General features: G+C 40.3%; 20 protein-coding genes. 18 read left to right on the top strand and 2 right to left on the bottom strand.

Annotation, left to right across the window (positions count from 1 at the left end):
* Positions 1–287: 287 nt before the first annotated feature.
* The 11 genes from rpmH (at position 288) to FKZ59_RS07255 (ending at position 10,866) form a co-directional block, all read left to right on the top strand.
* On the top strand, positions 288–422 hold the full coding sequence (gene rpmH / locus FKZ59_RS07305; protein WP_141602095.1) for a 50S ribosomal protein L34: 135 nt from the start codon (positions 288–290) through the stop codon (positions 420–422).
* Positions 423–487: 65 nt separating this feature from the next.
* Positions 488–847, top strand: coding sequence for a ribonuclease P protein component (gene rnpA, locus FKZ59_RS07300; protein ID WP_141602094.1), 360 nt, complete (start codon positions 488–490; stop codon positions 845–847).
* A 111-nt stretch (positions 848–958) separates the two neighbouring features.
* Positions 959–1,735: a membrane protein insertase YidC gene (gene yidC, locus FKZ59_RS07295; RefSeq protein WP_141602093.1), complete on the top strand. Its 777-nt coding sequence runs from the start codon at positions 959–961 to the stop codon at positions 1,733–1,735.
* The gene (jag, locus tag FKZ59_RS07290; RefSeq protein ID WP_141602092.1) at positions 1,732–2,490 is read left to right on the top strand and encodes an RNA-binding cell elongation regulator Jag/EloR; all 759 of its coding nucleotides are present in this window, start codon (positions 1,732–1,734) and stop codon (positions 2,488–2,490) included. Before yidC ends, jag begins: the two co-directional genes overlap by 4 nt.
* A 312-nt stretch (positions 2,491–2,802) precedes the next feature.
* Positions 2,803–4,188: a tRNA uridine-5-carboxymethylaminomethyl(34) synthesis GTPase MnmE gene (mnmE, locus tag FKZ59_RS07285; RefSeq protein WP_141602091.1), complete on the top strand. Its 1,386-nt coding sequence runs from the start codon at positions 2,803–2,805 to the stop codon at positions 4,186–4,188.
* Between the two features lie 35 nt (positions 4,189–4,223).
* Positions 4,224–6,119 (top strand): tRNA uridine-5-carboxymethylaminomethyl(34) synthesis enzyme MnmG, encoded by a 1,896-nt coding sequence (gene mnmG, locus FKZ59_RS07280; protein WP_141602090.1) that lies wholly within the window; start codon positions 4,224–4,226, stop codon positions 6,117–6,119.
* A gap of 82 nt (positions 6,120–6,201) precedes the next feature.
* Positions 6,202–6,918, top strand: a complete 717-nt coding sequence (gene rsmG / locus FKZ59_RS07275; protein WP_141602089.1) for a 16S rRNA (guanine(527)-N(7))-methyltransferase RsmG — start codon at positions 6,202–6,204, stop codon at positions 6,916–6,918.
* Between the two features lie 327 nt (positions 6,919–7,245).
* Complete coding sequence (gene noc / locus FKZ59_RS07270; RefSeq protein ID WP_141602088.1) at positions 7,246–8,133, top strand: nucleoid occlusion protein; 888 nt, start codon at positions 7,246–7,248, stop codon at positions 8,131–8,133.
* 195 nt (positions 8,134–8,328) lie between these two features.
* On the top strand, positions 8,329–9,090 hold the full coding sequence (locus tag FKZ59_RS07265; protein WP_141602087.1) for a ParA family protein: 762 nt from the start codon (positions 8,329–8,331) through the stop codon (positions 9,088–9,090).
* Positions 9,083–9,946 carry a ParB/RepB/Spo0J family partition protein gene (locus FKZ59_RS07260; RefSeq protein ID WP_141602086.1) on the top strand — a complete coding sequence of 288 codons (864 nt, stop codon included), beginning with the start codon at positions 9,083–9,085 and terminating at the stop codon, positions 9,944–9,946. The genes FKZ59_RS07265 and FKZ59_RS07260 overlap by 8 nt, the downstream gene beginning before the upstream one ends.
* A 215-nt stretch (positions 9,947–10,161) precedes the next feature.
* Positions 10,162–10,866 carry a DUF554 domain-containing protein gene (locus FKZ59_RS07255; RefSeq protein WP_141602108.1) on the top strand — a complete coding sequence of 235 codons (705 nt, stop codon included), beginning with the start codon at positions 10,162–10,164 and terminating at the stop codon, positions 10,864–10,866.
* Here FKZ59_RS07255 and yyaC read toward each other — a convergent pair.
* The gene (yyaC, locus tag FKZ59_RS07250) at positions 10,768–11,412 is read right to left on the bottom strand and encodes a spore protease YyaC (RefSeq protein ID WP_141602085.1); all 645 of its coding nucleotides are present in this window, start codon (positions 11,410–11,412) and stop codon (positions 10,768–10,770) included. The genes FKZ59_RS07255 and yyaC overlap by 99 nt on opposite strands.
* Before the next feature lie 98 nt (positions 11,413–11,510).
* On the opposite strand from yyaC, the gene FKZ59_RS07245 reads away from it, so the two are divergent.
* The 3 genes from FKZ59_RS07245 (at position 11,511) to ychF (ending at position 13,916) form a co-directional block, all read left to right on the top strand.
* A complete protein-coding gene (locus FKZ59_RS07245) occupies positions 11,511–12,449 on the top strand; it encodes a mechanosensitive ion channel family protein (protein WP_141602084.1) in 939 nt (312 codons plus the stop codon).
* Positions 12,430–12,624, top strand: a complete 195-nt coding sequence (locus tag FKZ59_RS07240) for a DUF951 domain-containing protein (protein ID WP_141602107.1) — start codon at positions 12,430–12,432, stop codon at positions 12,622–12,624. Before FKZ59_RS07245 ends, FKZ59_RS07240 begins: the two co-directional genes overlap by 20 nt.
* A gap of 191 nt (positions 12,625–12,815) precedes the next feature.
* Positions 12,816–13,916, top strand: a complete 1,101-nt coding sequence (ychF, locus tag FKZ59_RS07235; RefSeq protein WP_141602083.1) for a redox-regulated ATPase YchF — start codon at positions 12,816–12,818, stop codon at positions 13,914–13,916.
* 57 nt (positions 13,917–13,973) lie between these two features.
* On the opposite strand, the gene FKZ59_RS07230 is transcribed toward ychF, so the two are convergent.
* Positions 13,974–14,519, bottom strand: a complete 546-nt coding sequence (locus FKZ59_RS07230; RefSeq protein ID WP_141602082.1) for a DUF3267 domain-containing protein — start codon at positions 14,517–14,519, stop codon at positions 13,974–13,976.
* A gap of 188 nt (positions 14,520–14,707) precedes the next feature.
* On the opposite strand from FKZ59_RS07230, the gene rpsF reads away from it, so the two are divergent.
* From rpsF to FKZ59_RS07210, 4 genes are all read left to right on the top strand, one after another.
* Positions 14,708–14,995, top strand: coding sequence for a 30S ribosomal protein S6 (rpsF, locus tag FKZ59_RS07225; protein WP_141602081.1), 288 nt, complete (start codon positions 14,708–14,710; stop codon positions 14,993–14,995).
* Positions 14,996–15,035: 40 nt separating this feature from the next.
* A complete protein-coding gene (ssb, locus tag FKZ59_RS07220; RefSeq protein ID WP_141602080.1) occupies positions 15,036–15,560 on the top strand; it encodes a single-stranded DNA-binding protein in 525 nt (174 codons plus the stop codon).
* Between the two features lie 44 nt (positions 15,561–15,604).
* Positions 15,605–15,838 (top strand): 30S ribosomal protein S18, encoded by a 234-nt coding sequence (gene rpsR, locus FKZ59_RS07215; RefSeq protein WP_141602079.1) that lies wholly within the window; start codon positions 15,605–15,607, stop codon positions 15,836–15,838.
* Positions 15,839–16,416: 578 nt separating this feature from the next.
* Entirely contained in the window at positions 16,417–16,755 is a 339-nt protein-coding gene (locus FKZ59_RS07210; protein WP_141602078.1) for a hypothetical protein, read from the top strand.
* Positions 16,756–16,766 lie beyond the last annotated feature (11 nt).

Below are 16,766 nucleotides of genomic sequence, written 5' to 3'. Positions count from 1 at the left end.
ATATTCATCATCATCCTTGAAAATTTATCCACAATGTATGATTTTGTGAAAAAGTTGTCAATAACCATTGTGGATAAAAAAATGCCGAAAAAATTTATCCACAATATTTGTGATTATCTACAGGAGATTTGTGGATAAGTTGTTTAAAAATTTAGAAAATAATTTAGGAACTTTGTCGCTTGATTTTCTTTAATAGTCATTTGACAATATGAATGGGATTTTTATATAATAGTCGAGTCTATATGTAAAATTGAAACTGAACAATCACTTTGGAGGTGTGAATATAGATGAAACGCACTTATCAACCGTCAAAACTTAAGCGCAAAAGAGTGCACGGTTTCCGTAAACGCATGAGCACAAAAAATGGTCGAAAAGTATTAGCTGCGCGCCGTCGTAAAGGAAGAAAAGTATTATCTGCATAAGTCCACTGAATTTTCAGTGGTCTTTTTTTTCATAATTTGCCAACCAAGCGGAAGCAGGTGATTGAGTGAAAAAGCGCCAAAGGATTAAAGAAAATAAAGAGTTTCAGAAAGTATTTAAGGAAGGGAAATCGTTCGCCAACCGGCAGTTTGTCGTATATTGTTTGCCGAGAGAGGGGCAAAAGGAGTTCCGGATCGGGCTTTCAGTAGGAAAAAAAATCGGAAAAGCCGTGACCCGCAACAAAGTGAAACGCTATATTCGCCAATCGTTTTTGGAATTGAAAGACGATCTCAGGCAAGACATGGACTATGTTATCATCGCCAGATTACCGGCGGCCAATTTAAATTATCATGAAACGAAAAAAAGTTTGGAACATGTATTGAAAATCGCAAAAGTATTAAATAAGAAAAAAGTAAGTAAAGAATAAAAAATGCATATAGGGAAGGAAAAAAACTAGTAGTAGAGCTGCCAGTTAAAAACATGGTAAAATAGCATAAAAATAAAATAGAAAGTTCTGTAAGCTGTAGGAGGAACAGAATTGAAAAAAAATTCGCGGATCATATTGACTTTGGCGTTCGCCGCCATTTTGCTCAGCGGCTGCAGGGAATACAACCAGCCGATTTCAGCCGACAGTGAGGGTTTTTGGAATCAATTCATTGTTTGGCCAATCGTTTCAATCATTGAATATTTCTCTAATTTGTTCGGGTCATATGGGCTAGGGATTATTGCAGTGACCATCATCATCCGATTGGCTATACTGCCATTGACTATAAAACAGGTCCAAAGCTCGAAAAAAATGCAGGAACTCCAGCCGAAATTAAAAGAGCTACAAGAGAAATATAGTTCAAAAGATGCTGTAACCCAGCAAAAGTATCAAAAAGAATTAATGGAATTGATGCAATCCAGCGGCGTAAATCCAATGATGGGATGTTTGCCCGCTTTGATTCAAATGCCGATCATTATCGGGTTGTACCATGCCATTAGCCGGATGAATGCGACGCCTGAGTTTGATCTTGGGACATTCCTGATTTTCCCGCTGGCTGAACCAAGTATCATCCTTGCGATTGCAGCTGGTTTGATCCAATATATTGTATTAATGACCGGCCCGGCAGTGGACAACCCTCAAATGAAAATCATGCTGTATTTTATGCCTCTCATGGTTATTGGATTCGGGATGGTATTACCGGCGGCATTATCTTTATATTGGGTGGTCGGAAACATTATTTCAGTTATTCAAAACATATTTATTTATAAGAAACCTTGGGAAAAGAAAGATAATGAAAAACCTGCGACAACTGGAGGATCGAAAAAGTGAAACAAATTACACAAACTGGCGCGACGAAGGAAGAAGCGATTGCTTTAGCGTTACAAAAGCTTGGTGTAACACAAGATCAAGTGGAAATCGAAGTGTTGCAAGAAGCGAGAAAAGGTTTTTTGGGGTTCGGTGCCCGTCCAGCGGAAGTCCGGGTTACTGTCATTGAACAACAGGTGGATGAAATTGAAACATCGGGAGAACCTTCCGTAATAGAAGAAAAATCCGATGAAATACCTGTAAAAGATGAAGCAGTAAATGAGGATGCAGAAGAAAAAACATTGAGTGAAGATGTTGAAGGAGAGCCCGATCCAGTCCTAATTGCTGAGCAATATTTGAAAGATGTTGCAAACGCTATGGGAATTCATGATTTGAAAGTGGAAGCGGAAAAAGAAGGAAAAACCATTCATTTTAAATTGGAGAGCGAAAGAGCGGCACTTCTGATCGGAAAACACGGCAGCAATTTGAACGCACTGCAGCAACTAACCCAATTGGTTGTAAGCAAAAACATAAAATCGTATGTAACGGTGAGACTGGACGTTGAAAATTATCGCGAGCGCCGCCAAGAAGCGTTGGAAAAATTGGCGCAGAAAATGGCCGATAAAGCAATCCGGACGGGAAAGAAAGTGGCATTGGAACCGATGCCTTCTTACGAAAGAAAAATCATTCACAACGCTTTGGCAAATCGATTGGATGTTGAAACATATTCGGAAGGTGAAGAGCCGAACCGCCATTTAATTATTGAACCGGTAAAATAGGAAAAAAATATAGGGAAAATATCATCCAGATGAAGATTTGGATGATATTTTTTTGCCCTTGAATGGATGATTGCGGCTGATTTGGCCTTCGAAAACCTTTTCCATCTTCATCTTTATTTCCCAATCCCCATTCTTTCATTTTGGGGATTATTCTTTTTGATTTTTAAACGTCTAAAACCTGGGAAATGATCAATATCCACATGTGGAAAAGATACTATACTTTCGATTTAAAGTAATTTGTGTTAAGCTATTTTGTTAGTGAGAAAGTTCGGCGAGTTATCCACATGTGGATAATATAAGGGAGTGAATACAATGGAAACTGATACAATCGCCGCCATCTCCACGCCGATGGGAGAGGGAGCCATTGCCATCGTTCGTTTAAGCGGTGACGAAGCGGTTCCGATAGCGGATAAAATATTTAAATCCCCTGCCAATAAAAAATTAAAAGACCAGCCATCCCATACAATTCATTACGGACATTTAATCGATCCGGAAACAGGAAAAATAGTGGAAGAAGTAATGGTTTCGGTCATGAAAGCACCAAAAACGTTTACCCGTGAAGATGTAGTGGAAATCAACTGTCACGGAGGGATTGTTTCGGTCAATCGGGTGCTGAATCTTGTATTAAAAAATGGTGCGAGATTGGCTGAACCAGGTGAATTTACAAAACGCGCCTTCTTAAATGGCAGAATTGATTTGTCCCAGGCTGAAGCGGTAATGGATTTAATACGTGCGAAAACAGACCGCGCGATGAATATAGCCCTCAGCCAAATGGACGGGAAATTGTCGCGGCTAATCAAAGAGCTGCGCCAGGCATTAATCGAAACATTGGCACACGTGGAAGTAAACATTGATTATCCCGAATATGATGACGTCGAAGAAATGACAGTTCCGATGCTGCTTGAAAAATGTACATGGGTTCGTGATGAAATAAAAAAATTGCTCCGGACTTCCAGCCAAGGAAAGATTTTGCGCGAAGGGCTTTCAACGGTGATTTTGGGTAGACCGAATGTAGGAAAATCATCGTTGTTAAATACGCTCGTACATGAAAATAAAGCGATTGTAACAGATATTGCAGGGACAACCCGTGATATTATAGAAGAGTATGTCAACATCCGCGGCGTCCCTTTGCGCCTGGTGGATACTGCCGGAATCCGGGAAACGGAAGATATCGTCGAACGGATCGGGGTAGAAAGATCCCGCCAAGTATTAAAAGAAGCGGATTTGATTTTGCTTGTGCTGAACGGGTCAGAACCGTTGACAAAAGAAGATGAAAATCTGTTCGAGACAATAAAAGATATGAATTTTATTGTCGTGATCAATAAAATGGATTTGCCGCAAAAAATTGATTTGGAAAAAGTAAAAGAACTTGCAAATGGAAGACGGATTGTCGCCACTTCTTTATTAAAAGAAGAAGGGGTGGATGAGCTGGAAGAAGCGATTGCGGAATTGTTTTTTGAAGGACAGATCGAATCGGACGATTTGACGTATGTTTCCAATGCGCGGCATATTTCCATATTGGAACAGGCATTGAAAGCGATAGAAGATGCGATTGAATCGGCGAAAGCGGGCGTGCCTGTGGATATTATTCAAATCGATGTAACAAGAACGTGGGAGCTGCTTGGGGAAATCATTGGCGACACAGTGCATGAAAGCCTGATCGATCAGCTGTTCTCGCAATTCTGTTTGGGAAAATAAACAAAACTTACTATGGAAGGGAAGAGTTTTTCGGCATGACAACTTATGAAGCAGGAATGTATGATGTCATTGTTGTCGGGGCTGGTCATGCTGGTGTGGAAGCGGCACATGCCGCTGCTAAACTGGGTGCAAAAACCCTCATGCTGACAATCAGTTTGGAAAATATAGCGTTTATGCCATGTAATCCATCGATTGGCGGACCCGCAAAGGGAATTGTTGTTCGCGAAATCGATGCTCTTGGAGGATTAATGGCAAAAGTAATTGATAAAACCCATGTTCAAATGCGTATGCTGAACACGGGGAAAGGTCCTGCCGTCCGGGCATTGCGGGCTCAGGCGGATAAAGTCCTGTATCAGAGGGAAATGAAAAGAGTATTGGAACAACTAGAAAACCTCCATATCCAGCAAACAATGGTGGAAGAGCTGATTATTGAAGATGGGGAAGTTAAGGGGGTTATTACGAGAACCGGAGGCGTTTTCCGGGGAAAAGCCGTTATATTGACTACCGGCACGTATTTGCGCGGAGAAATCATTATCGGTGATATCAAATACTCAAGCGGGCCGAACAACATGCAGCCATCCATCAAACTGGCCGATCAATTAAAGGAGTTGGGCTTTGATATAGTACGTTTTAAAACTGGAACACCTCCCCGTCTGAATGGAAGAACGGTGGATTATAGCAAAATGGAGATTCAGCCGGGGGATGACGTTCCGAGGGCTTTCAGTTTTGAAACGACAGAATATATTATGGATCAGATACCTTGCTGGTTGACATATACGACACCGGAAACCCATGAAATTATCAACAGCAATTTAGATAAAGCACCGATGTTCACGGGTCTTATTACTGGACCGGGCCCAAGATATTGTCCGTCCATTGAAACGAAAGTTGTCCGGTTTAATGACAAACCCCGCCATCAAATTTTTATTGAACCGGAAGGGCGGGAAACGGATGAAGTATATGTGCAAGGACTTTCAACAAGCATGCCGGAAGATATTCAGCTGAAAATGATTGCCTCCATTCCTGGATTGGAAAATGCCCAAATGATGCGTCCAGGTTATGCGATTGAGTATGATGCGATTGTTCCGACCCAATTATGGCCAACCCTTGAAACGAAACGGATCAAAAATCTTTTCACAGCCGGCCAAATCAACGGAACGAGCGGTTACGAAGAGGCCGCAGGGCAAGGTATCATGGCAGGGATAAATGCGGCAGCAAAAGTGTTAGGTAAAGAACCGGTTATTTTAAAACGTTCAGAAGCATACATCGGCGTGTTAATTGATGATTTGGTGACGAAAGGAACAAATGAGCCGTATCGTCTGCTGACATCACGTGCGGAATACCGGCTTCTTCTCCGTCATGATAATGCGGACTTGCGATTAACAGAAATCGGCTATAAGGTTGGTTTAATATCAGAAGAACGTTATCAAAGATTCTTGAAAAAGAAACAGCAAATAGAAAATGAGATGGCGCGTCTTCGGGAAGTGATTATTAAACCAAGCGAAAAAACGCAGGAAGTCATCCGTTCCGTAGGAGGCTCGGAACTTAAGGACGGTATTCGCGCGGCTGACTTGTTGAGACGCCCGGAAATGAATTATGATTTGGTAGCTTCTTTAACCCCGCCGGATGAGGAGTTAAGCGAAGAAGTAAAAGAGCAAGTCGAAATTCAAATCAAATATGAAGGCTACATCCAAAAAGCATTGCAGCAAGTAGATCGCCTTCATAAATTGGAAAGCAAAAAAATTCCTGAAGATATCGATTATGATCAAGTGCCTAACCTTGCCTCAGAAGCCCGTGAAAAATTGAAAGAAGTGCGTCCATTGACGATTGCCCAGGCTTCCCGCATCTCCGGTGTGAACCCTGCGGATATATCCATTTTGCTAGTATATATCGAACAAGGGAAAATCGCCCGCGTAAGCGGCAATTCATAATAAAATAAGCGTTCGAGCAAATTGTTCTCGAACGCTTATTTGTTATATTCTTTCAAAAATATATAGTGAAGAGGAGCGAAAAATGAACGAACAACTTTTTATCCAGAGCCTGAAAGACAATGGAATTGCGCTGAATGAAACGCAGATTGAACAATTCCGGAAATATTTCGAATTGCTTGTTGAATGGAACGAAAAAATGAATTTAACGGCTATTACGGATCTGGAAGGAGTATATCTCAAACATTTTTTTGATTCCGTCAGTGCATCCTTTTTCTTTGATTTTACGAAAGTTCAAACCCTTTGCGATGTCGGGGCGGGCGCCGGTTTCCCGAGCATCCCTTTGAAAATTTGTTTTCCTCATTTACATGTGACAATTGTTGACTCCTTAAAGAAGCGCATTACGTTTTTAAATCATTTGAGCGAACAATTAAATTTGACAAATTGCCAATTTGTTCATGCAAGAGCCGAAGATTTCGGCCAAAACCCGGATTATAGGGAAAAATTTGATGTTGTTACGGCAAGGGCAGTTGCGCGGTTAAATGTGTTGGCAGAGCTTTGCATCCCTTTGGTAAAAGTGGGAGGGCATTTCCTTGCGTTGAAAGCGGCTGCCGCGGATGAAGAATACAAAGAAGCGAAAAAAGCCGTCCAAGTGCTTGGAACGACTTTAAAAGAACAATTTGATTATCATCTGCCGATCGAAAATAGTGAACGGACCATTTTTGTTTTTGAAAAAATCAAAAAAACCCCGAAAAAATATCCAAGAAAACCAGGCATTCCAAACAAATCGCCGATCAAATAATCCATATGCGCTCAAATTTTGTTGAGCGCCTTATTCTTACAATTAGAAAGGATTTTTCTAATATACATCATTTTCTTGTATAATAGAAAATAATAAGCAAGATTAATGGTTAATTAATGGATATAAAAAGATTCAGAGATTAATAATAATCTCCTGTCATCGTAAGTTTCACGTGAAACATTTTAGAAATATATTCAGAAAAGTTTGCATCATTTTCTGTTCAAGACTATTTCATAGATTTTACTTCTATCAGACTCTGTACAATTCATATAGAATATTAAATAATAAAATATAGTGCAGATAGTTTCCAAAAGGTGGTGCCATTGAATGAGAAGTCCTTTTTCACGATTTTTTGGGGGCGGGGAAAAACTGGTTTCCGAAAAAAAAGGTGAAATAGAAACGGAAGAGAAAGAGAAAAAACATTCGGAAGAAGTAGTGAAAATTCCGATTGATCAAATCGTGCCAAATCGTTATCAGCCGCGAACAGTTTTTGATGAAGAGAAGATCGAGGAATTGTCCAGAACGATCCATACACACGGTGTGATTCAGCCAATCGTTGTCCGCCGTTTGGATGATAATCGGTACGAAATCATTGCGGGGGAGAGACGTTACCGGGCGATAAAAAAGTTAAATTGGACGGAAGTGCCGGCGATTGTCCGGGATTTAAATGATAAGGAAACAGCATCCATTGCGTTGATTGAGAACTTGCAAAGGGAAGAATTAACGGCCATTGAAGAAGCTTTGGCTTATCAACAATTGATCGAAATCCATCATTTGACACAGGAAGCATTGGCTCAACGCCTTGGAAAAGGCCAGTCCACCATCGCAAATAAACTGAGACTGTTAAAACTTCCGCAATATGTACAAGACGCGATTTTAAGACGTGAAATTACAGAGAGACATGCGCGGGCGTTAATCAGCATCAAAGATGAAGAAATGCAAATTAAATTAGTAGATTTAATTAAAGAAAACGATTGGAACGTCCGGCAACTGGAAGAATATATTCAACAATTGACAAAAGAAAATGAGAATGAAGAAGGGAAAAAAGCCAGACCGAAGCGCAAGGCAATCAGCAAAGATATCCGCATTGCACTCAATACAATTAAGCAATCTTTATCGATGGTATCAAAAAGCGGCATCAATATAAAAACCGAGGAAGAAGATACGGAAGATTACTATCTAATTACGGTAAAAATCCCCAAAAAAAAATCTTGATGTTTCACGTGAAACCGTTGGTCGTCTCTAAAATAAAGGGACGGCCGCTTTTTCTATATCATTTTTTTTAGAAAAAAAGCATATAGAATACAATTGCATTATAAATTTGATAGAATGGAAGAGGTAAAAATATAATATATTCATTGCTTAATAGAAATTTTAATTATTGATAAAGATGAAAGCAGGTGCACAAGATTGGGAAGAATAATTGCAATTGCCAACCAAAAAGGCGGTGTTGGTAAAACAACTACTTCAGTAAATTTGAGCGCTTGCCTTGCTTATTTAGGAAAAAAAGTATTGTTGATCGACATCGATCCACAGGGGAATGCCACAAGCGGCGTAGGCATCAATAAAGGGGAAACATCCGGATGCATTTATAATGTATTGATCGATGATGAAGATGTAAAAAATGTCATACAACAGACCAAAGTAGAGAATCTATATGTCATACCGGCTACCATTTCACTAGCAGGTGCAGAGATCGAACTGGTTTCCACGATTTCAAGGGAAGTGCGTTTAAAACACGCGTTGGAAAACATTAAAGATGATTATGATTTCATCATTATTGATTGCCCTCCCTCATTAGGCTTGTTGACAATCAATGCCTTGACAGCCTCAGATTCGGTCATCATTCCCGTTCAATGTGAATATTACGCTTTAGAGGGGCTCAGTCAGCTATTATCAACGGTAAGATTGGTGCAAAAACATTTAAATCCGAATTTGACGATTGACGGTGTATTGTTGACGATGCTGGATGCCCGCACAAATTTAGGGCTTCAAGTCATTGAAGAGGTAAAAAAATATTTTCAAGATAAAGTTTATAAAACAATTATCCCTAGAAACGTGCGTTTGAGTGAAGCACCCAGCTTTGGAGAACCGATTATCATTTATGACCCGAAATCCCGGGGAGCGGAAGTTTATTTAGAGTTAGCAAGGGAAGTGATAAAAAATGGCTAGAGGCTTAGGAAAAGGAATCGGGGCTTTATTTCCGTCCGAAACATTGGAGTCCATCCAGAAAGATGAGCATATTGAGAAAATTCCGTTGCAAAAGATTGTTGCAAACCCTTTCCAGCCAAGGAAAAAATTTGATGATGAAGCCATCGAAGAATTGGCTCAATCCATCCGTGAACATGGCATTATTCAACCGATCGTCGTAAGAAAGAAAGGAAAAAAATACGAGATTGTAGTAGGGGAACGCAGATATCGCGCCGCTAAACTGGCGAATTTGGGAGAAATTCCGGCCATTATCAAAGAAATGACTGAAGAGCAAATGATGGAACTGGCCATTCTTGAAAATTTGCAGCGGGAAGATTTAACACCGATTGAAGAAGCGGAGGCATACCAAAGTTTAATTGAAAAGTTGAATTTCACCCAGGATGATTTGGCGAAACGATTGGGAAAAAGCCGGCCCCACATTACCAATATGATCCGATTATTGCAATTGCCCGAAGAGGTGCGGGAATTGGTTAATGAGGGGAAACTAAGCATGGGGCATGGCCGGGCCTTGCTTGGCTTAAAAAACAAAAGACAAATGATCGAAGTTGCGAAAAAAGTCATCAATCAATCACTGAATGTACGCCAATTGGAAGCATTGATTAAACAGTTAAATGAAAAGGTTTCACGTGAAACAAAACAGAAACCAAAAAAGGATATTTTTGTGCAAGCCACTGAATCTCAATTGAGGGAATTCTTTGGAACAAATGTCCAAATCAAGAAAACAAAAAATAAAGGGAAAATAGAAATAGAGTTTTATTCAGAAGATGATTTGGAACGCATTTTGGAAATTTTAAATTTAAATCACGAAGAACTATAAAATGACCGGGAAAAACATCATTTTAGGATTGCTCCCTAAAATGATGTTTTTTGGTTAAAAAAATTGTTGAACCGGATTATGAAAATAGAGAATTTCAAATGTATTTTCAACTGTATTATACGGAACAGGCCTGCTTGATTGCTTTACCAATCGATACTATATGATTTATATGTTCACAATTTCAATTACAAAAAAAGAGAAAGAGGACAATTTTGATGATACTGTTTGGTACAGTGATGAATGCAATATTGATTATGATTGGCTCAATTATTGGGCGTTTTTTGGGGAATATGCCGGAAAAAATGAAAAGTACCGTACTGTCGATTATTGGGTTGGCGGTGGCCATGCTGGGCATTCAAATGGGAATGGAAACCGGCAATTTCATTATTTTAATCATCAGTTTGGTAGTGGGTGCGGTTATTGGAGAATGGATTGATCTGGATACGTTGTTCAACCGGTTTGGAAAATGGGTGGAATCAAAAATAGCTGCCGAAGGTTCCAACAACATTGTCGAGGGCTTCATCACAGCATCTCTCATTTTTGTCATCGGATCAATGGGAGTCATTGGCGCAATGGACAGCGGATTAAGAAATGACCATGATGTTCTGATAATGAAAGGGATCATTGACGGTTTTACAGCCATTATTTTGACATCCACATTAGGGATGGGCGTGATGTTATCCGCATTTCCTGTATTGATTTACGAAGGAATCATTGCTTTATTTTCGGGACTCATTAGTAAGTATATCCCGGAAGAAGCATTGAATCTTTTTATCCAGGAAATGACCGCAACGGGCGGCGTCATGATTTTTGCCATTGGTTTAAATATTGCCGGACTGACCAAAATTCGGGTAGCTAATTTGCTCCCGGGAATTGCGGTTGTTGCGGTGATGGTTGGGCTTATGTTTCCTCTTCAATGAATGGCGTTGATAGGCAAGCAATAGTGCGCGGGCGATTTTATTGCTCATCGAATAAGTTACGTGCAATCGGGTGTTTTGCAAAACCAGCATTTCCATAAAGCCTCCGACGTTGACGACCCCTTTGATTGAAATATTCCCGATGGGAGGCAAATCTTTGTTGACCGCTTTTCCAGGGAGCAGCGGGCCATGTTGAACAATGATTTGCCCGATGCTTTTTTCCCGTCCCAGACAGGCATCAATCGCAACGACAAAAGGATACGTTTTCATTTGTTGTAACTCCTCGATGGTAAGTGCTAAATTGATAGCATGAAGAGGTTTTTCCAATGTCCCGATGATTTTATAAGGAAACTGAGAATTGGTTAATATGCTTCCGGTTAAAGGTCCCAATGCATCTCCGGTCGAGCGGTCGGTGCCGATGCAGCAAAAAATAAGATTGTCATGTTCAAAAGGGATATGTTGCAAAAACAATTCGCTTAAGCGCCATACAGCCCCGGTTTCTTCATGATGGACGGCCATTTTAAGCGGTTCTTGAGGAATATTTTGCATATAATTCCCACTTTCTTTTATGATTTACATAAAGAATGTCTATATTATTTTGTAGCATTATATCCATTTTCTTACTTTTCTATTCTCGAGGTGGAATTATGGCGGTATCAGCTGTAGAAAAAGAAACAAAGGATTTTGTCAGCATCACCCAAAAAATTTGGGATTATTTTTCCAGTGAGCAGTTTTGGAATTTTATTGTCAGTGCATCCATTAAAATTTTTGCGATCCTGTTGATTTCTTATCTCATTGTATTTATAGGAAAGCGGATTATTGCACGATTTTTTAAAATAAGAATGAAAACTCCGCTGAAATATTCTGAGCGGAGGCAAAAAACTCTTTTGAAATTGTCGCAGAGCGTGTTATCCTATGTTGTTTACTTTTCCGCGATCATCGGTATATTGTCTTCATTGAATATCAATGTTGCCGGTTTGTTGGCCGGCGCCGGAATTGCCGGTCTTGCCATCGGGTTTGGCGCCCAAAACTTGGTGAAAGATGTGATTACCGGATTTTTTATTATATTCGAGGATCAGTTCGGTGTAGGGGACTATGTACGGATTAGTACTGCGAGTGCGGCGGAGGGAACGGTTACGGAAATCGGATTGCGAACGACCAAGATTGTCGGCGCCACAGGGGAAGTTTATATCATTCCGAACGGCCAAATTACAGAAGTCGTAAACTATTCGTTAAACAACTCGAAAGCCTTTATTGATATGCAAGTCAGCATTGAAGCGGATATAGAAAAGATTGAAAAATTGGTGACCGAGTACTTGGAAACATTGCCTGAAAAATATAAAGAGCTGGTGAGCGTGCCTGTTTTTGTCGGTGTTCAAAATGTTTCGGGCACTGAAATGACCATCCGTATTGTAGCTGAAACAAAACCTCAACAACACTATGGCATTGCGAGAATTATACGAAGAGATGTCAAAAAGATTTTAGAGAAAAACGGAATTCCGATGGCTTATCCTAAGATGATGATATATGATTCTAGTAGAGTGGTGTCGAGGGGAGATGAGAATGATGGAAACAAAGACATTTAAATTAAATGACATTGTGGAAATGAAAAAACCGCATCCATGCGGTACGAATGCCTGGAAGATTATCCGGATGGGAGCGGACATCCGGATCAAATGCCAAGGCTGCGGCCACAGTGTTTTATTGCCCCGCAGAGAATTTATGAAAAAAATGAAGAGAGTCATACAGGAAGCGGAATAGCGGAAAGGATTAATTTTTCGAAAACCGATCCGGCGTATTGTTCCAGTCACATCCCCACTAACACTTGGAAATGTGGAGATTTTATCGTGATGAAAAATGGAAAATAGACTTTTTAATAGGAAATTCATTATAATTAACACTAGTGTAAAAAATAATGCAGTGAGGTTTTACATGAGAAAGGTAGTGAGTCGATGTCTCTGACAGCTGGAATAGTAGGTCTCCCAAATGTCGGAAAGTCCACATTGTTTAATGCGATTACAAAAGCTGGCGCCCTTGCGGCAAACTATCCGTTTGCAACGATTGATCCAAATGTCGGCGTTGTTGATGTTCCGGATTACCGATTGGATAAATTGGCAGAAATCGTAAAACCGCAAAGAGTGGTTCCGACATCGTTTGAATTTACAGATATCGCCGGGATTGTAAAAGGCGCTTCAAAAGGTGAAGGATTGGGAAATAAATTCCTTTCCCATATTCGGGAAGTGGATGCGATTTGCCAGGTTGTACGTTGCTTTGATGATGAAAATATCACCCATGTGGCCGGAAAAGTGGACCCGATTGCGGATATAGAAGTCATCAATTTAGAACTGATTTTAGCCGATTTGGAATCGGTGGACAAAAGGCTTCAAAGAGTAAGCAAAATCGCCAAGCAAAAAGATAAAGACGCAATGGCGGAAGAAGCGGTTTTACTAAAAATCAAAGAAGCCCTTGAAAACGAAAAACCTGCCCGTTCCGTGGAACTTTCGGAAGATGAGAAAAAAATCATCAAAGGGTTAAATTTATTAACAATGAAGCCAATGCTATATGTGGCGAACGTTTCTGAAGAGGACGTGGCAAATCCGGACGATAATGAATATGTAAAACAAGTGCGGGCCTATGCGGAAGCGGAAGGTTCGAAGGTCATTACCGTTTGTGCAAAAATTGAAGAAGAAATTGCGCAATTGGATGACGAAGAAAAGAAAATGTTCCTGGAAGAATTGGGCATTAAAGAATCCGGACTGGATCAGCTCATTCGGGCTGCCTACGATTTGCTGGGTTTTGCCACATACTTTACGGCGGGAGAAAAAGAAGTGCGCGCCTGGACATTTAAAAAAGGAATGAAGGCTCCGGAATGCGCGGGAATCATCCACTCCGACTTTGAACGGGGCTTTATCCGGGCGGAAACGGTTTCCTTTGAGGATTTAGTAGCGGCAGGTTCAATGCAACAAGCGAAAGAACAAGGGAAAGTCCGTTTGGAAGGAAAAGATTATGTCGTGCAAGATGGCGACATCATGTTATTCCGGTTCAATGTGTAAGGCATGGCGCTGAAAAAGAGGAATTTGCGGCAGGGAAAGGCCGCAAATTCCATTTTTTTATTCATATACATATAGTTTTGGCAGCTTCGGATCATCTTTCACCAATACGTTTTTGGGATATTTGCGCAGCTCTTTGTACATGCAAAAATCTCCGGCTGCCCCTGCCATCAAAAAGGCGCCTAAAACCACAAGCAGCTGGCTGTCAAGGACAAATCCAAAAATGGAGGGAAGAACCCCTGTTGCCCAAAAAGGCAGAAGGAGGGCTTTTTTCATCGCATGATTCGGCAATGGCTTGGATGTGGTTGCATAAGCAATCCCCAATTTCAAATTCACGCCATAATCCAATTCGCTCCACTTGGCTTTCCCAAAAATTATAAATCCGATTAAATGAAAGAGTTCATGCAGAGCGATCAGGATAAAATAACAGATAATAAAAAGAGTGAAATTCCAGAAATTGATATGCACTTCAAAACCTGTTTTCCCATGAAGAAACGCATTCAATAACAATAAAGCGGCACTTAAGATGATGGTTGACCAAAATCCCGCTTTGGCCACTTTTTTTATATCCAGTTCAATAATTTTGGGTTCCTTTTCTTCCAACAAAAATTCTCAACTCCTTTTATATAGAATTATATTAAAATGGATGAAATTAGAAAATATCGAGCTGCAATGAATGCCAGTTGCGATGTGGGAAAGTATATGTTACAATTCAAAGATGTGAGTAATAGTAATTTACTCCTTGCTCCCTTGAAAATAGAGGAGCCAAAGTCCATAAGGAGGTGTAGAGTGCGATGAGAAAATACGAATTAATGTACATTATTCGTCCGGACATTGAAGAAGAAGAGAAAAAAGCGTTAGTTCAACGCTTTGATGAAATTCTTACTTCAAATGGTGCGGAAATCATTGAATCAAAAGAATGGGGCAAACGTCGTCTTGCATACGAAATAAAAAAATATCGCGAAGGTATTTACCATATCGTGAAAGTGAATGCTCCAGCGAAAGCAGTTGAAGAATACAACCGTTTAGCAAACATTAACGAAAACATTATTCGTCATATCGCTGTTCGTGAAGATGACTAATCAAATATGAAATTTCATGCTGAAAGAGGAGGTTGCAAAATTGATTAATCGCGTCGTATTGGTCGGTCGGCTAACGAAAGATCCGGAGTTGCGGTACACGCCAAGCGGGGTGCCGGTGACCCGTTTTACGATTGCCGTCAACCGGACATTTACAAACCAGCAAGGTGAAAGGGAAGCGGATTTCATTAGTTGTGTAGCATGGAGAAAACAGGCTGAAAACCTCGCCAACTTCATGAGAAAAGGAAGCCTCATTGGAGTGGATGGCCGAATTCAAACCGGCAGTTATGAAGGGCCTGATGGCAAACGGGTTTACACAACGGAAGTCGTAGCTGAATCTGTGCAATTTTTGGAACCAAAAAGTGCACAAAGTCCGCAGCAATTTGGAGGACAACCTTCTTACGGTGCAAGTCAACCTCCATACGGAAGTCAGCAACCGGATCCTTTTGGCGCACCATTTCCAAGTCAACCTCCTCAAAATCAGCAAAATTATACACGTGTCGATGAAGACCCATTTGCTTCAAGCAAAGGTCCGATTGAAATTTCAGAGGACGATTTACCGTTTTAAGGTATTAGGATAACGGCAGTTTAATGCAAAAGGAGGGAAAAAAAATGGCACAACGTCGTGGTCGCAAACGTCGCAAAGTTTGCTACTTCACTTCAAATAACATCACACACATCGACTATAAAGATGTGGACTTGCTTAAAAAATTCATTTCTGAACGTGGAAAAATTCTTCCTCGCCGCGTAACTGGCACAAGCGCAAAATACCAACGCAAATTAACGAGAGCCATCAAACGTGCCCGCATCATGGCACTTCTTCCATTCGTGGCGGAAGATAAATAATCAAACGTATTAAAAACAACAAAGGTTCAGCTGAACCTTTGTTGTTTTTTATTTCCAATAAAAGGGGTCGATTGCACTGAAAGAGAGACACCTAATTGATCGGCGATTTTTTTGCAGATATATAGTCCAATGCCGAGGAATTCGGAAATTTTCGCCCATTCTCTCCTGTGAAGAATGGTTCAAAAATTCGCGGTAAATCATATGAAGGTATACAATTCCTTCATCGATGATAGATAACCGTATTGTATAGTCGGACACACGAATGTCAAAAATTAATCGCTTCTTCCCTTCTTTATAGCTGCTATATTTTATACATTGAGAGAACTCCTATCCGCTTTTTACCCTCACTATAAAAATAATCCTCTTTAGATAAATCAAAAAATTTAAAAAATTATATTCTTCGCATTTTGCATGATAAAACATTAAGTAATATGTTGAACTCTTTCTAGATACCCTCACTATTCGAAAGCTTTTTTCAAAGAAACGGGAAATATTGATGCTTGACGATATTGTATACAAATGTATACAATGACAATATAAAAAATTGTATACATTTGTATACGATGTGGAGGTTTATGATGAGACGCGAAGGACCTGGACGGCATGGCCACGGGCATTGTGACAAAGGAGGAGCCAAAACGTTTCGGCGGAAAAGGGCGGTCATGTTTTTGGAACATTTGGAGACGAAGGAAAAAGTGCTGAAAAAACAATTGGAAACAAAAGAACTGCAGGCGGCGAACCCTGTCATTGCCGGCGAATTGAAAGCGACGCAGGAAATTATCGCAGATTTTGTGCAAATGTTTGAACTTTATGAGTTTGAAAAGTATCAAGATCTTCTAACCCGGCAGGATCAGAAAAATGGAAACGAAAAACCCGATGATGGTGAAACGGAAAATGCGGAGCAACCTGAATCCTGATCAGGGGTTCA

It is taken from the genome of Ureibacillus terrenus (assembly GCF_006569205.1).
GTDB classification, from domain to species: Bacteria; Bacillota; Bacilli; order Bacillales_A; family Planococcaceae; genus Ureibacillus; species Ureibacillus terrenus.
Note: the sequence above shows the minus strand (reverse complement) of the source record. Positions and strands in the feature narration are given on the sequence as shown.

Bases quoted from the DNA above. Each gene is read 5' to 3' on its own strand.
- mnmG (WP_141602090.1), top strand. From the start codon at position 4,224: ATGACAACTTATGAAGCAGGAATGTATGATGTCATTGTTGTCGGGGCT.
- yyaC (WP_141602085.1), bottom strand. From the start codon at position 11,412: ATGCAAAATATTCCTCAAGAACCGCTTAAAATGGCCGTCCATCATGAA.
- noc (WP_141602088.1), top strand. From the start codon at position 7,246: ATGAGAAGTCCTTTTTCACGATTTTTTGGGGGCGGGGAAAAACTGGTT.
- ychF (WP_141602083.1), top strand. From the start codon at position 12,816: ATGTCTCTGACAGCTGGAATAGTAGGTCTCCCAAATGTCGGAAAGTCC.
- FKZ59_RS07245 (WP_141602084.1), top strand. From the start codon at position 11,511: ATGGCGGTATCAGCTGTAGAAAAAGAAACAAAGGATTTTGTCAGCATC.
- FKZ59_RS07260 (WP_141602086.1), top strand. From the start codon at position 9,083: ATGGCTAGAGGCTTAGGAAAAGGAATCGGGGCTTTATTTCCGTCCGAA.
- mnmE (WP_141602091.1), top strand. From the start codon at position 2,803: ATGGAAACTGATACAATCGCCGCCATCTCCACGCCGATGGGAGAGGGA.
- FKZ59_RS07240 (WP_141602107.1), top strand. From the start codon at position 12,430: ATGGAAACAAAGACATTTAAATTAAATGACATTGTGGAAATGAAAAAA.
- rpsR (WP_141602079.1), top strand. From the start codon at position 15,605: ATGGCACAACGTCGTGGTCGCAAACGTCGCAAAGTTTGCTACTTCACT.
- rsmG (WP_141602089.1), top strand. From the start codon at position 6,202: ATGAACGAACAACTTTTTATCCAGAGCCTGAAAGACAATGGAATTGCG.
- rpsF (WP_141602081.1), top strand. From the start codon at position 14,708: ATGAGAAAATACGAATTAATGTACATTATTCGTCCGGACATTGAAGAA.
- FKZ59_RS07255 (WP_141602108.1), top strand. From the start codon at position 10,162: ATGATACTGTTTGGTACAGTGATGAATGCAATATTGATTATGATTGGC.
- rpmH (WP_141602095.1), top strand. From the start codon at position 288: ATGAAACGCACTTATCAACCGTCAAAACTTAAGCGCAAAAGAGTGCAC.
- FKZ59_RS07210 (WP_141602078.1), top strand. From the start codon at position 16,417: ATGAGACGCGAAGGACCTGGACGGCATGGCCACGGGCATTGTGACAAA.